The 13,151-nt window shown below is 65.1% G+C and carries 14 protein-coding genes; 10 read left to right on the forward strand and 4 right to left on the reverse strand.

Annotated features, from left to right (window positions below; translation table 11 throughout):
- Nucleotides 1–86: 86 nt before the first annotated feature.
- Nucleotides 87–1,346, forward strand: a complete 1,260-nt coding sequence (locus FXB38_RS24445) for an adenylate/guanylate cyclase domain-containing protein (RefSeq protein WP_148753509.1) — start codon at nucleotides 87–89, stop codon at nucleotides 1,344–1,346.
- Here FXB38_RS24445 and FXB38_RS24450 read toward each other — a convergent pair.
- Complete coding sequence (locus FXB38_RS24450) at nucleotides 1,343–2,587, reverse strand: MFS transporter (protein ID WP_148753510.1); 1,245 nt, start codon at nucleotides 2,585–2,587, stop codon at nucleotides 1,343–1,345. The genes FXB38_RS24445 and FXB38_RS24450 overlap by 4 nt on opposite strands.
- Before the next feature lie 150 nt (nucleotides 2,588–2,737).
- On the opposite strand from FXB38_RS24450, the gene FXB38_RS24455 reads away from it, so the two are divergent.
- The gene (locus FXB38_RS24455) at nucleotides 2,738–4,090 is read left to right on the forward strand and encodes an Nramp family divalent metal transporter (RefSeq protein WP_148753511.1); all 1,353 of its coding nucleotides are present in this window, start codon (nucleotides 2,738–2,740) and stop codon (nucleotides 4,088–4,090) included.
- A 187-nt stretch (nucleotides 4,091–4,277) separates the two neighbouring features.
- Here the strand turns inward: FXB38_RS24455 and FXB38_RS24465 are convergent, their stop codons facing one another.
- From FXB38_RS24465 to hemB, 3 genes are all read right to left on the reverse strand, one after another.
- On the reverse strand, nucleotides 4,278–5,054 hold the full coding sequence (locus tag FXB38_RS24465; RefSeq protein WP_027529977.1) for an arginyltransferase: 777 nt from the start codon (nucleotides 5,052–5,054) through the stop codon (nucleotides 4,278–4,280).
- A gap of 119 nt (nucleotides 5,055–5,173) precedes the next feature.
- Nucleotides 5,174–5,710, reverse strand: a complete 537-nt coding sequence (locus FXB38_RS24470) for an RDD family protein (protein ID WP_148753512.1) — start codon at nucleotides 5,708–5,710, stop codon at nucleotides 5,174–5,176.
- A gap of 159 nt (nucleotides 5,711–5,869) precedes the next feature.
- Nucleotides 5,870–6,931 (reverse strand): porphobilinogen synthase, encoded by a 1,062-nt coding sequence (gene hemB / locus FXB38_RS24475; protein ID WP_148753513.1) that lies wholly within the window; start codon nucleotides 6,929–6,931, stop codon nucleotides 5,870–5,872.
- Between the two features lie 138 nt (nucleotides 6,932–7,069).
- Here hemB and FXB38_RS24480 point away from each other — a divergent pair, with 138 nt between their 5' ends.
- From FXB38_RS24480 to FXB38_RS24515, 8 genes are all read left to right on the forward strand, one after another.
- Complete coding sequence (locus tag FXB38_RS24480; RefSeq protein WP_148753514.1) at nucleotides 7,070–7,573, forward strand: DUF6163 family protein; 504 nt, start codon at nucleotides 7,070–7,072, stop codon at nucleotides 7,571–7,573.
- 497 nt (nucleotides 7,574–8,070) lie between these two features.
- Complete coding sequence (ldtR, locus tag FXB38_RS24485) at nucleotides 8,071–8,589, forward strand: transcriptional regulator LdtR (RefSeq protein WP_148753515.1); 519 nt, start codon at nucleotides 8,071–8,073, stop codon at nucleotides 8,587–8,589.
- Nucleotides 8,590–8,801: 212 nt separating this feature from the next.
- Complete coding sequence (locus tag FXB38_RS24490; protein WP_148753837.1) at nucleotides 8,802–9,035, forward strand: hypothetical protein; 234 nt, start codon at nucleotides 8,802–8,804, stop codon at nucleotides 9,033–9,035.
- A gap of 38 nt (nucleotides 9,036–9,073) precedes the next feature.
- Nucleotides 9,074–9,295: a hypothetical protein gene (locus tag FXB38_RS24495; protein ID WP_148753516.1), complete on the forward strand. Its 222-nt coding sequence runs from the start codon at nucleotides 9,074–9,076 to the stop codon at nucleotides 9,293–9,295.
- A gap of 261 nt (nucleotides 9,296–9,556) precedes the next feature.
- Nucleotides 9,557–10,855: a serine hydroxymethyltransferase gene (glyA, locus tag FXB38_RS24500; protein WP_148753517.1), complete on the forward strand. Its 1,299-nt coding sequence runs from the start codon at nucleotides 9,557–9,559 to the stop codon at nucleotides 10,853–10,855.
- Between the two features lie 29 nt (nucleotides 10,856–10,884).
- On the forward strand, nucleotides 10,885–11,367 hold the full coding sequence (gene nrdR, locus FXB38_RS24505; RefSeq protein ID WP_148753518.1) for a transcriptional regulator NrdR: 483 nt from the start codon (nucleotides 10,885–10,887) through the stop codon (nucleotides 11,365–11,367).
- Nucleotides 11,364–12,512: a bifunctional diaminohydroxyphosphoribosylaminopyrimidine deaminase/5-amino-6-(5-phosphoribosylamino)uracil reductase RibD gene (gene ribD / locus FXB38_RS24510; protein ID WP_148753519.1), complete on the forward strand. Its 1,149-nt coding sequence runs from the start codon at nucleotides 11,364–11,366 to the stop codon at nucleotides 12,510–12,512. The genes nrdR and ribD overlap by 4 nt, the downstream gene beginning before the upstream one ends.
- Before the next feature lies 1 nt (nucleotide 12,513).
- Entirely contained in the window at nucleotides 12,514–13,125 is a 612-nt protein-coding gene (locus FXB38_RS24515; RefSeq protein ID WP_148753520.1) for a riboflavin synthase, read from the forward strand.
- The last annotated feature ends 26 nt before the right edge of the window (nucleotides 13,126–13,151 follow it).

Consider the following 13,151-nt stretch of genomic DNA (forward strand, 5'->3'; position numbering starts at 1 on the left):
GTCCACGACATATTCGACCTGCTGCGGGCGGGAGCCTTGGTTGGGCGCGGCCTTCCGCTCGTCACGAAGGCACGCCATAATGGCGCATGCAATTGACCTCGCGCCTTGCGCTGATGAACTGGCTGGCCGGCCAGGGGCTCACCGGCCTGCCCGAACCCGAACTCTTGCGCGGCTTCTGCGAGCGCTGCCGAGCCGAAGGGCTGGAACTCTCGCGCGGGCTCGTCGTCATCGACACGCTGCATCCGATTTACGAGGGCCGCGCCTTCCGCTGGAGCGATACGCCGACCAACGAGAGCGACGTGGTCGAATACGGCTCGACCGCCGAGGGCGACGCGGCCAAGAACTGGCGCCGCTCGGTGTTTTATCATTTGCTCGAGCATGGCCACGACGAGATGGTGATCGACCTCGCCGACGCGCCCTCGCTCGATTTCTCGCAAATCGGCGACCTCGCCGAAACGGGTCACCGCCATTTCCTGGCTTTCGTGCACCGCTTCGGCGAGACCGGAGCGCTCGGGCAGATGGACTGCCTCTACTCCTCCTGGACCACGCGACGCGACGATGGCTTCACGGAAGCCGAACTCGCCGCGCTGCGCGATCTCGTGCCGGTGCTCGGACTCGCGATCAAGTCGGCGCAGCAGGTCGACATTGTGCGGACGCTGGGGCGCGTCTATCTCGGACGCGATGCGTCGGAGCAGGTCCTGCGCGGGCGCATTTCGCGCGGCGTCACCGAGCGCATCAATGCCGTGCTCTGGTATTCGGATCTGCGCGGCTCGACCGGGATCAGCGAGAGCATTGGGCCGGACGAGATCATCCCGTTTCTCAACGACTATGCCCAGGCCGTGATCGACGCGATCCACGAGGCCGGCGGCGACGTGCTGAAGCTGATCGGCGACGGCGTGCTCGCGATGTTCTGGGGCGAGGACATGGCGGATGCGCGGCGGGCCGCGCTACGGGCCGAGCACCTGTTCCGCAAGAATATCGGGGCGCTGAATGAACGTCGGGCGGTGGAAGGCCGTCCGACGACGTCGGCCTATATCGGGCTGCATGTCGGCGAGGTCTTCTACGGCAATATCGGCAGCGAGGACCGGCTCGATTTCACCGTGGTGGGACCGACCGTCAACGAGGTCAGCCGCATCGCCTCGATGAGCCGCTCGGTCGACCGCGAACTGCTGGCCTCGGCAGAGTTCTACAAGGGCCTCGACGCCGCCGGCCGCCGCTACCTCGTCTCCACCGGTCGCTACGCGCTCCGCGGCATCGGCCGCGCGCAGGATCTCTACACGCTCGATCCCGAGGTCGACGCGAGCGAGCCGGTGACCGGGAGCTACGAGCGGTATCTGGCGAATTAGCACCGCGCAGTCACTTCGTCCCCCACCATGGCCGGCTGCCGATCCAGCGCTACCGCAGGCGAGTGCCAAATGATGAGCGCCTGCACGGCGAACACGGCTGCGGCGAGGTAGAGGCACGCTTCCGCGCTGTAAAGGCCGCCGACGATGGCGCCGAGCGCCGAGCCGAGCGGGCGGGCGCCGTAGCTCATGATGTTGATCGCGGACACGCGCCCGAGCAGGCGCGGCGGCGTCACCGACTGGCGCAAGGTCGTGGTCGAGATCACCCAAAGGATCGGCCCGACGCCGAGCAGGAAGAAGCTGAGGCCCGCAAGCCACGGTGAGGGTACCAGCACCGTCAGCGCCATCACGGCAGCTGCGACGAAGCCGGTGACCGGGCCGAGGCCGACCACGGTGCCGAAGGCGATGCGCTTCATCACGCGTGTCGCAAACAGCGCGCCGATCACCATCCCGACGCCGTACATCGCCAGCACGGCGCCGACGCCGGCGGCGGTCAGGCCGAGATGGCGCACCGCGTAGGGCACGAACACCGCGATCTGCAGGAACCAGCCGGTGTTGAAGATGAATTGCGTGACGAACACCGGCCGCAGCAGCGGATGGTGAAACACGAAGGCCGCGCCCTCGCGGATGTCCTGGAACGGATGGCGCCGCGGCGCCGGTGCACGCGCCGGTTCATAAATGCCAGAGAGCAGCACCACAGCAATGGCCGAGAGCGCCGCGGCAAAGCCGAAGGCCGGGCTTGCGCCCCACCAACCGACCAGCGCGCCGCCGAGCGCGGGCCCGCTTGCGAAGGCAATGGTGCGTGCAAGCTCGATGCGGGCATTCGCAGCCGGCAGCAGCTCCGCGCTCACCAGCGAGGGCACCAGGGCCGGCGCGGCCACGCTGTAGACGACAGTGCCACAGACGGCGGCAAAACCGAGCAACGCCAGCAGCGGCAGGTTGAGCGCGCCGAGCGCGAGCAGCAGCACGATCGTTGCCAGCGCCACCGCCCGCAGCGCCTCGGCGCCCGCCATCAGCGAGCGGCGGGAGATGCGATCGGCAAGCAGGCCGGCCGGAATGGCGAATAGGACGAAGGGTAGGGTGAGGGCGGTCTGGAGCAGGCCGGTCTGGCCCTCCGCCACGCCCAGCGTCAGCACGGCGACGATCGGGGCCGCGGCCAGCGCGATCTGCTCGGCCGACTGGGCCGCGAGGTTGGACCAGGCGAGGCGATTGAAGGTTTTTGGGAGGCGAGGCGGATTTGACATGGCGCGTTTCCTGCAAAGTCGAGCTGCCGCCAGTAGGCGCCTCTTGGGACGGCCAAACCCACCCGCTTCCCGACAGGGCTGCGGAACCGATGCGGCTAGATGCAGTTGCAAATGAGTTGCAATAAGCCTCGACTTCAGTATTGTGCCAGCATGGATGCCCGATCGCCTGATCTGACCCCTGAAGCCACCGGCTGGCGCGCCGACGCGCCGACCACCAAGAGCCTGGCCGAGGTGAACGCCACGGTGGCCATCCCCGCAGCGGGGGCATGGTGGCGGCGGCTGCTGGCCTTTGTCGGCCCGGGCTACATGGTCTCGGTCGGCTATATGGACCCCGGCAACTGGGCGACCGACCTCGCCGGCGGATCGAGGTTCGGCTACACGCTGCTCTCGGTCATCCTGCTCTCGAACTTGATGGCGATCCTGCTGCAGTCGCTGGCGGCGCGGCTCGGCATCGTCACCGATCGCGATCTCGCGCAGGCCTGCCGTGCGACCTATTCGCCCGCGACCAACTTCATGCTCTGGCTCGCTTGCGAAGCAGCGATCATCGCCTGCGATCTCGCCGAGGTGATCGGCACCGCGATTGCGCTCAAGCTGCTGTTCGGCATTCCCCTGGTCGGCGGCGCGCTGATCGCTGCGCTGGACGCCTTCCTGCTTCTCATCCTGATGAATCGTGGCTTCCGTTTCCTCGAAGCCTTCGTCATCGCGCTGCTCGCCGTGATCGCAGTCTGCTTCACGGTCCAGCTTGCCGCGGCCGCGCCGCCGGTTGCCGAGATGTTGAGGGGATTTGTGCCGAAGACCGAGATCTTCACCAACCCCGAGATGCTTTACATCGCGATCGGCATCATCGGCGCAACGGTGATGCCGCATAATCTTTATCTGCACTCCTCGATCGTGCAGACGCGCGCCTACGAGCGTAACGACGAAGGGCGCCGCGAGGCGATCAAATGGGCGACGACGGACTCGACCATCGCCCTGATGCTGGCGTTGTTCATCAATGCCGCGATCCTCGTGGTCGCCGCCGCGACCTTCCACAAGAGCGGCCATTCCGACGTCGCCGAGATCGGTCAGGCCTTTGAGCTGCTGTCGCCGCTGCTCGGTCTCGGCATCGCCTCGACATTGTTCGCGGTGGCGCTGCTGGCGTCAGGCCTCAACTCGACGGTGACGGCGACGCTGGCCGGCCAGATCGTGATGGAAGGCTTTCTCGATTTGCGCCTGCCGAGCTGGGCGCGCCGCCTTGTGACGCGCGGTATTGCGATCGTTCCGGTGATCATTGTCACCGCGATCTACGGCGAGCGCGGCACCGCGGATTTGCTGGTGTTCAGCCAGGTCGTGCTGTCGATGCAGCTGCCCTTCGCGGTCATCCCGCTGGTCCGCTTCGTGTCCGACCGCCGCAAGATGGGGCAGTTCACCATTCCGGTCTCCGTTGCCGCGATCGCGTGGATTGTCGCGGGCGTCATCGTGGTTTTGAATCTGAAGCTGCTGGCGGATACGCTGTTCGGGTGAGGATCTTCACCGGTCGTTCGCCTCGTCTCGATCAAACTTGAAATCGGAGGGGAGGCGACCGCGCAGAGCCCGCAGGCGCTCAAATAGCTTACTTCGATCGCGCGCAGAGAGTTCGCTCGTGTCGGCCTTCGGTACCGCGCTCTTTTCCGATTCGTCGTTCATCGGTGAGCCTTTGAACAACTCGATGTTAATCCTGCGGCTCGGACGCGGCGTCGCCCTGCGCGTCGATGCGCAGCCAGCCTGAGGGCGCGAGGCGCTGCTGCGGCAGGAAGCGGGCCTTGTAGTCCATCTTCTTGGAGCCCTCGATCCAGTAGCCGAGATAGACGTAAGGAAGGCCTTGCCGGCGGGCGCGTGCGATGTGGTCGAGGATCATGAAGGTGCCCATCGAGCGGCTGACCTGGCTCGGCTCGAAGAACGAATAGACCATCGACAGGCCGTCGCTGAGCACGTCGGTGAGCGCGACCGCGATCAACTCCTCGCCGCGGCCGGTGATGCCGCTGTCGGGACCGCGCTTGCGATACTCGATGATCCGGGTCTCGACATGGCTGTCCTCGACCATCATGGCGTAGTCGAGCACAGTCATGTCGGCCATGCCGCCATGGCGGTGGCGGGCATCGAGATAGGCGCGGAACACCGAATATTGCTCAGAGGTCGGGACTGCGCTGCGCTGCTCGCCGATGATGTCGGCGTTGCGTGCCATCACCTTGCGGAAGTTGCGGGAAGGGCGGAACTCGTTGGCGATGACGCGGACCGACACGCAGGCCCGGCACTGGTCACAAGCCGGCCGGTAGGCGATCGACTGGCTGCGGCGGAACCCGCCATGGGTCAGGAGGTCATTGAGGTCGCCGGCGCGCTCACCCACGAGGTGCGTAAACACCTTGCGCTCATGGCGGCCCGGCAGATACGGGCAGGGGGACGGCGCCGTGAGGTAAAATTGTGGGGTGTCGCGCGAGTGCTGGGTCAAGGGACGTCGTGGGCCTCCGAAGTGAATGTCAGCATCGCGCTACGAAAGCTCCGGGTCAATCGGTCCGCTTGGCAGGTCAGGTCAGCCAGCTTAAGCGGACTTGGTTGATAGGTCCTTGATCAGTACGTCCTGGCCGCTTGCGGCACCGGTGCACGGACCGAGTTGTTGATCACGACCGTTCCCAGCACGAAATCGTGCAGCAGGCGCCGGCGGCCGTTGAACAGGCCGACCAGCACGACGAACGGCGACAGGAACGACACCGTCACCCAGAACAGCACGGCATGGGTGGCGCCGAGGACAAAATAGCCGGGCGCGCCGTACCAGGTGCGCAATTCAAGGTCCATGATCCGCATCCCGATCGTCGCGGAGGAGGGACCGCCGATGCAGGCGCCATAATAGACGATGGCCCAGACCACGGAGGCGGGCCAGGCCAGCCAGAACAGCGCCCAGCCGAGACCGAGCGTGACCACGCCGAACACCGCGATGAAGATGTAGCCGAGGATGACGGGAACGGAGATCACGACCATGTCGATCAGGAACGCGAACACCCGCCGCGTCGCGACACCGCGGAACAGTTCCGGATGCAGATAGGGATCGTAGGCGTGAGCCGCGCCATCACTGCGCCAGGCGCCTGCACCACCCGAATCATAAGACATCGTCCGTCCTCCCAGGGAAAACTCCCGTGGCAGGACATGGGAACAGGCTATTCCCCTGCCAAGGGCGCGCAGAGGTTAACAAGCCGAAATATTCCGGCGATTCGGGGGCGGGGGAGGCGTCACGACGACGCGGGAGATACGCCCACCGGCTACGAGAGCTTATCCTTGGCTCCGCAGCTTCTCTGCCGCCTTCGGCGCAAAATAGCTGAGCACGCCGTCCGCGCCGGCGCGCTTGAAGGCCAAGAGGCTCTCCATCATCGCGCGGTCGCCATCGAGCCAGCCATTGTTGGCGGCGGCTGCGATCATCGCGTATTCGCCGGAGACTTGGTAGGCGAAGGTCGGCATCGCAAACGTGTCCTTCACGCGGCGGAGCACGTCCAGATAGGGCATGCCCGGCTTCACCATCACCATGTCGGCGCCTTCCGAGATGTCGAGCTCGACCTCGCGCAGCGCTTCGTCGGTGTTGGCGCTGTCCATCTGGTAGGTGCGCTTGTCGCCGGTCAGCGTCTTGGCCGAGCCGATCGCGTCGCGGAACGGGCCGTAGAAGGCGGAGGCGTATTTGGCCGCATAGGCCATGATCTGCACGTCGAGCAGACCGGTGCGGTCGAGTGCCTCGCGGATCGCCGCGACGCGGCCGTCCATCATGTCCGAGGGGGCAATGATGTCGCAGCCGGCTTCGGCCTGCACCAGCGCCTGACGCACCAGCACCGCGACCGTCTCGTCGTTCAAAATCTTGCCGTCGGCGATCAGGCCGTCATGGCCGTGGCTGGTGAAGGGATCGAGCGCGACATCGCAGAGGATGCCGAGATCGGGAAACTCCTTCTTGATCGCGCGCACCGCCTGGCAGACCAGATTGTTCGGGTTGGTCGCTTCCGAGCCTTCCTCGTCGCGCAAGGACGGGTCGGTGTAGGGAAATAGTGCAAGGCAAGGGATCGTCAGCTTCATGGCGCGCTCGGCCTCGACCACGGCCTGATCGACGCTGAGACGCTCGACACCGGGCATCGAGGCAATCTGCTCGCGCTTGTTGTTGCCGTCGATCAAAAACAGCGGCCAGATCAGGTCGTCGGTGGTGAGCACGTTCTCGCGCACCATGCGCCGGGCCCATTCGGCCTTGCGGTTGCGGCGCGGGCGGACGGTCAGATCGAGGGCATGGGGCACCACTGCACCAGTCCCGCGCGCGACCTCGCGCAGTTCGATCGGACGTCCGTATTTGATCGCCATCACTCTTCCTCCGGCTGGAATTATTCTTATACCAGCTCGCGTGGTTCCCGTCACCGCGGCTTGACCTGCCGCAAGGCAGAATCGAACTGAGCCGCGCTGCCGATTGATTTTGCGGGGCGAAACAGCCAGAAGGGGGCCATGTCCGAGATCTCCACCCGCGATGCGGCCCGCGACAGCGCCAATGCCAGGGACGCCGTCAGAGACAGCGCCCGCGACAGCGCGATGTCGGTTGCGGCGATCTCGTCGGAGCGGCCCGAGTCCGATGATAATGTCTGGACGCGCCGGCTGGTGCTGTTCCTGCGGGTGATGGCGCTGCTGTCGATCCTGAAGGGCCTCTATCACTGGGCGCAGGTGACGGGTTTCGTCGGCGGCGAGGACGAGGCGTTCGAGAACCAGTCGATGGCTTGGCAGGCCTCGACCATCTACTTCGCCGTGATCGAGCTCGTCGCCGCCGTCGGCCTCTGGCTCGCCACGCCCTGGGGCGCGGTGGTGTGGCTCACGACCGTGGTCTCGATGGCGGTGATCGAGCTGATGTTCCCCGGCATCTATGGCGGCAGCCTGGTCGTGGTCGGCGTCGAGGCCTTCATGCTCGCCGCCTATCTCGCGCTCGCCTGGATGGCAGCGCGCGAGCGGCCGCCATAGCAGGCAAACTCTCGTGCCCCGGACGCGACGCAGCGCGCCGCACGTGCGGCGTGATGCGTTGCAGAGCCGGGGCCCATGTCTCCACAACCTCTGCTCCGGCTTCTTGGTCCCGGATCTTCGCTGCGCTCGTCCGGGACACGAGCGAAGTTGTCGCTACTTGGTTGACCACTCCTTGCGTAAAATTCGAGGTAACTTTTCATTGACCTCGCGATATCCGCCACAGCTCCTAAGCGTGCGTTTCGAAACGGGGCGGGGCTGTTCTGGAATGCGACAGAACGTGCGGACGGAGGGTGAACAGGACCTTGCGACGGTCAACAGAGGGTTGCGAAAAGCCCTTGTGGTACAGGCTTAATCCGCAATTCACTGTCTTAAATTCATGATCTCTTTATTCTCTTATTTAAGCCGATCTTCAAACGCCCCCCTTAAGTTGCACCTATCAGACGGGACACAAGTTTCGTCGAATGAGTGTCGATAAAAACGACAACAGGGGAAGTGTCATGATGAAAGCCGTCGCAACTGCGGCAGATACCGCAGAGCGCGTTTCGGGCCCGCAGGGTTCGGTGCAGTCGCTCTATCTGGAAGCATTGACTCTGGTGGAGCGGTTGCATCGCCGTCTCCTCGACGTGATCAAGGACGAGTTCGATCGTCGTGGCCGCGCCGACATCAATTCCGTGCAGGCGCTCCTGCTCTATAACATCGGCGACAAGGAGCTGACCGCGGGCGAACTGCGCACGCGCGGTTACTATCTCGGCTCCAACGTCTCCTACAATCTGAAGAAGCTCGTCGAGCTCGGCTTCCTCGACCATCAGCGCTCGCGCGTCGATCGCCGCTCGGTGCGCATCCGCCTGACGCCGCAGGGCCAGGAAATCCGCCGCATCGTCGACTCACTCTACCAGAAGCACGTCAAGACCGTTGAACAGGTCGGCGGCATCTCGGGCGAGGAGTTCTCGACCCTCAACAAGTCGCTGCACCGCCTCGAGCGGTTCTGGACCGACCAGATCCTGTATCGGCTCTGAGCTTTCGAAGGGATTTGGCCAAGCCGGCCCATAACAAGACCGGCAAGCCTTCCCGAAAGCGTCTGCCGAACGTGCCTGGACTTCCCCCTAGCGCGCTGGCCCGGCTTCTGCCCGGACCGGCGCGTTTTGTCGTCTCGCGGTTGCGAAAAAATCGACAGTCCGGCGGAACCAGTTCCCTGCCTTCCGGTTATTTCTCCGGATCGGAGGATGTGATGCTGGTCGAACGCGGGTTGCAGGCTACGAACGTCGAGCTCGTGAGCGATTCCTACGCGATCGCCGCGAATTACCTTCGCCGCTCCGGTGCGATCCCCGACACGCTCGTCACCAATGAGCGCCTGCTCGAGATCATCATCAAGCTGCTCCAGCAGGGTGAATTCAACAAGATCAGGCTGGCCAACAAGGCCATTGTCAGGTTCGAGGCGCAGTCCGGCGCCCGAGCCGCCTGATCAAAACTCCCGAAATCCCAGCGAACCAGAGGGGTGCCATGGAAGCCGCCATCGACCGCATCATGCAGACCTATGACCTGCTCGCCAACCGCACGTCCGCGGCGAGCGCAGAGGCGCGGGCCAAGGTGACCAACTACCTCAACACCTTGATGGAAGCCGGCGAGACGGACCCCCACAGGTTGACGGTGTGCGGCCTGACCTATCTGCGCCAGCTCGACGGCAGCGTGGACCCCGTGAAGGCGGGGTATACCGGGTTGTAGGGCGAAATCTGGCAGGCGCCAGCACGCCATTTTGGGTCCGAATCGGGCTCTTCTGGGATGATCGGATCGGTGCGGTTCCGGAGAGCCGTCCACGCTCCAAATCCTTCGATCCCCACCATATCTTGCATAAATGTCAGGCCCGACCCGCAACTACTTGGCCGGGGGCGGGCGATGTGGTAGATCGCGCTCGCCGCTTCCGATCACCACACCAGACCCGCCCGCAGCCCGCCAAAAGGCTGCGGCGGTGGAGATATTCGCAAGATGACCTTCGCCAAAACCGCCTCCGCGCCCGATTCGTTTTTCACCGCCTCGCTCGAGCAGGCCGACCCGGAAATCGCCGCCGCCATCAAGGGCGAGCTCGGCCGGCAGCGCCATGAAGTCGAGCTGATCGCCTCCGAGAACATCGTCAGCCGGGCCGTGCTGGAAGCGCAGGGCTCGGTGATGACCAACAAGTACGCAGAGGGTTATCCGGGCGCGCGCTACTACGGCGGTTGTGAGTGGGTTGACGTCGCCGAGAACCTCGCGATCGATCGCGCCAAGAAGCTGTTCGGTGCCAACTTCGCCAACGTGCAGCCGAACTCGGGCAGCCAGATGAACCAGGCGGTGTTCCTGGCGCTGCTCCAGCCCGGCGACACCTTCATGGGCCTCGACCTCGCGGCCGGCGGCCATCTCACCCACGGCTCGCCCGTCAACATGAGCGGCAAGTGGTTCAAGGCCGCGCACTACACCGTGCGCCGCGAGGACCAGGTCATCGATATGGACGCGGTCGCCAGGCAGGCTGAAGAGGTCAAGCCGAAGTTGATCGTCGCCGGCGGCTCGGCCTATTCGCGCGCCTGGGACTTCAAGCGTTTCCGCGAGATCGCGGACTCGGTCGGCGCGTATCTGCTGGTCGACATGGCGCACTTCGCTGGCCTCGTTGCCGGCGGCGTGCATGCCTCGCCCGTGCCGCATGCCCATGTCACCACAACCACGACGCACAAGTCGCTGCGCGGTCCGCGCGGCGGCCTGATCCTCAGCAATGACGAGGTGCTCGCCAAGAAGCTCAACTCGGCGATCTTCCCCGGCCTGCAGGGCGGCCCGCTGATGCATGTGATCGCGGCCAAGGCGGTTGCCTTCGGCGAGGCGCTGCGTCCGGACTTCAAGGTCTACGCGAAGAACGTCGTCGAGAACGCCAAGGCGCTGGCCGAGACGCTGAAGAGCCATGGCTTCGATATTGTCTCCGGCGGCACCGATAACCATCTGATGCTGGTTGACCTCAGGCCGAAGGGCCTGAAGGGCAACGTCTCGGAGAAGGCGCTGGTCCGCGCCGCCATCACCTGCAACAAGAACGGCATTCCGTTCGACCCCGAAAAGCCGTTCGTCACCTCGGGCCTGCGTCTCGGCACGCCCGCGGCGACGACCCGCGGCTTCGGCGTCGCCGAATTCCAGCAGGTTGGCGGCATGATCGCCGAGGTCCTCAACGCGATCGCGCAGTCCGACGACGGCAAGGCGCCGCTGGTCGAGGCCGCGATCAAGGAACGGGTCAAGGCGCTCACCGACCGGTTCCCGATCTATCAATAAGGTCCAAGTAAACTGGTCAAGGTACACGGATGCGCTGCCCGAACTGCAACAGTCTCGATACGCAGGTAAAGGACTCGCGTCCGACCGAGGATTCCTCCGTCATCCGCAGGCGGCGCGTGTGCGTCCCCTGCAATTTTCGCTTCACCACCTTCGAGCGCGTGCAGCTGCGCGAGCTCACGGTGATCAAGCGCAACGGCCGCCGCGTGCCGTTCGACCGCGACAAGCTGATGCGTTCGGTGTCGATCAGCTTGCGCAAGCGGCAGGTCGAGCCGGAGCGGGTGGAGAAGATGGTCTCCACCATCGTGCGCGAGCTCGAGACCGGCGGCGAGGCCGAAATCTCCTCCGAGGTGATCGGCGAGACCGTGATGGAGCATCTGCGTACGCTCGACGACGTCGCCTATGTGCGCTTCGCCTCCGTCTACCGCAATTTCCGCGAGGCCAAGGATTTCGCCGACGTGCTCGGCGAGCTCTCCGGCGAGGAGGAAGCGCGGCTCGCCGCGATCCGCAAATGATCTTCCGTATCCTGGAGGATCAGTTCGCCGAGAAGATCCGCGAGACCAAGGACGCCGATCGCCGCTTCATGCAGCTTGCGCTGTCGTTGGGCCGGCGCGGGCAGGGGCGGACCTGGCCCAATCCAGCCGTCGGCGCCGTGATCGTCAGGGACGGTGTTATCGTCGGCCGTGGCTGGACGCAGCCCGGCGGACGGCCACATGCCGAGCCTGAGGCGTTACGACGGGCCGGCGAGGGGGCGCGCGGCGCCACGCTTTATGTCACACTCGAGCCATGCTCACATTTCGGCAAGTCGCCGCCTTGCGCAGACGCGGTGATCGCAGCCGGCATCAAACGCGTGGTGGCGGCGATTGAGGATCCCAATCCGGAAGTGGCGGGGCAGGGCCATGCGCGCTTGCGCGCGGCCGGCATCACCGTGGATGTCGGCCCGTGCGCCGCGGAGGCCGCGTTCGACCACGCCGGTCATTTCCGCCGCATCCGCGACAAGCGTCCCCATGTGATCCTGAAGCTCGCGGTTTCACCTGACGGCAAGATCGGCGCTGCCGGCGGCAAGCCGATCGCGATTACGGGCGAAGCTGTGCGCAACCGCGTGCATCTGTTGCGCGCCTCGTGCGATGCCATCCTGGTCGGCATCGGCACGGTGCTGGCGGACGATCCGCAGCTCAATTGCCGCCTCCCGGGCATGGAAGCGCGTTCTCCCGTGCGTGTCGTGCTCGACCAGAATTTGCGCATTTCGGCCGCGGGCCAGCTTGTTCATTCCGCGCGCGAGACGCCGCTCTGGGTCGTCAGCTCCGAACTCGCCGAAGCCGCCGCGGCGACACGCCTTGGCGCTGCCGGCACGCGGGTGATCCGCGTACCGCCGGGTAGAGGAGCCGGGCTCGACCTTCCGGCCGTTCTGCATGCGCTCGCCGAGAAGGGCATCACGCGGCTGATGGTCGAGGGCGGCAGCCGCGTTGCGGCATCGTTCGTGTCCGCCGACCTCGTCGACGAGATCTGGCTGTTCCGCGGAGCGGAAGAGGTCGGCGCTGGCGGGGTCGATGCGCTCGATGCATTGCCCCTGTCGAAAATCACGCAGTCGCAGGCCTACAAGGTTCATGCTAGCGAGACATTCGGTCACGATACTCTCACCATCTACGAGCGCGCCTAACATGTTCACCGGCATTGTCACCGATATCGGCGAGATCGTCAGCTTCAAGCCCGTGGCGCAGGGCCAGCTGCACCGGCTGCGCATCGCCTGCAGCTACGATCGGACCACCATCGCCGACGGCGCCTCGATCGCCTGCAACGGCGTCTGCCTCACCGTCGTCGCCTCAGGCGTCGCTGAAGGCAAAACCTGGTTCGACGTCGATGCCGCCGCCGAGACGCTGGCGCTGACGACCGCGAAGCACTGGAAGCTCGGCACGCGGCTCAATCTCGAGCGTGCGCTCAAGATCGGCGACGAGCTCGGCGGCCACATCGTCGCCGGCCATGCCGACGGCATCGCAACCATCGTCAGCCGCGAGGACCTACCCGAGATGGCACGGTTCGAACTCTCCACCACGCGGGAGCTGGCGCGCTTCATCGCCACCAAGGGCTCGATCACGCTCGACGGCGTCTCGCTGACGGTCAATACGGTGAAGGACGTGACCTTTTCCGTGCTGATTATCCCGCATACGCTTGATGTCACGACGATCGGCGGCTGGAAGGCGGGCACTGAGGTCAATATCGAGGTTGATTTGATGGCCCGCTATGCGGCGCGCCTGACGGAAATGACGGTTTAAAACTTGGCTTACCCGCCTGCGGCGAC

The sequence above is a fragment of the Bradyrhizobium cytisi genome (assembly GCF_008123515.1).
Taxonomy (GTDB): Bacteria; Pseudomonadota; Alphaproteobacteria; order Rhizobiales; family Xanthobacteraceae; genus Bradyrhizobium; species Bradyrhizobium cytisi.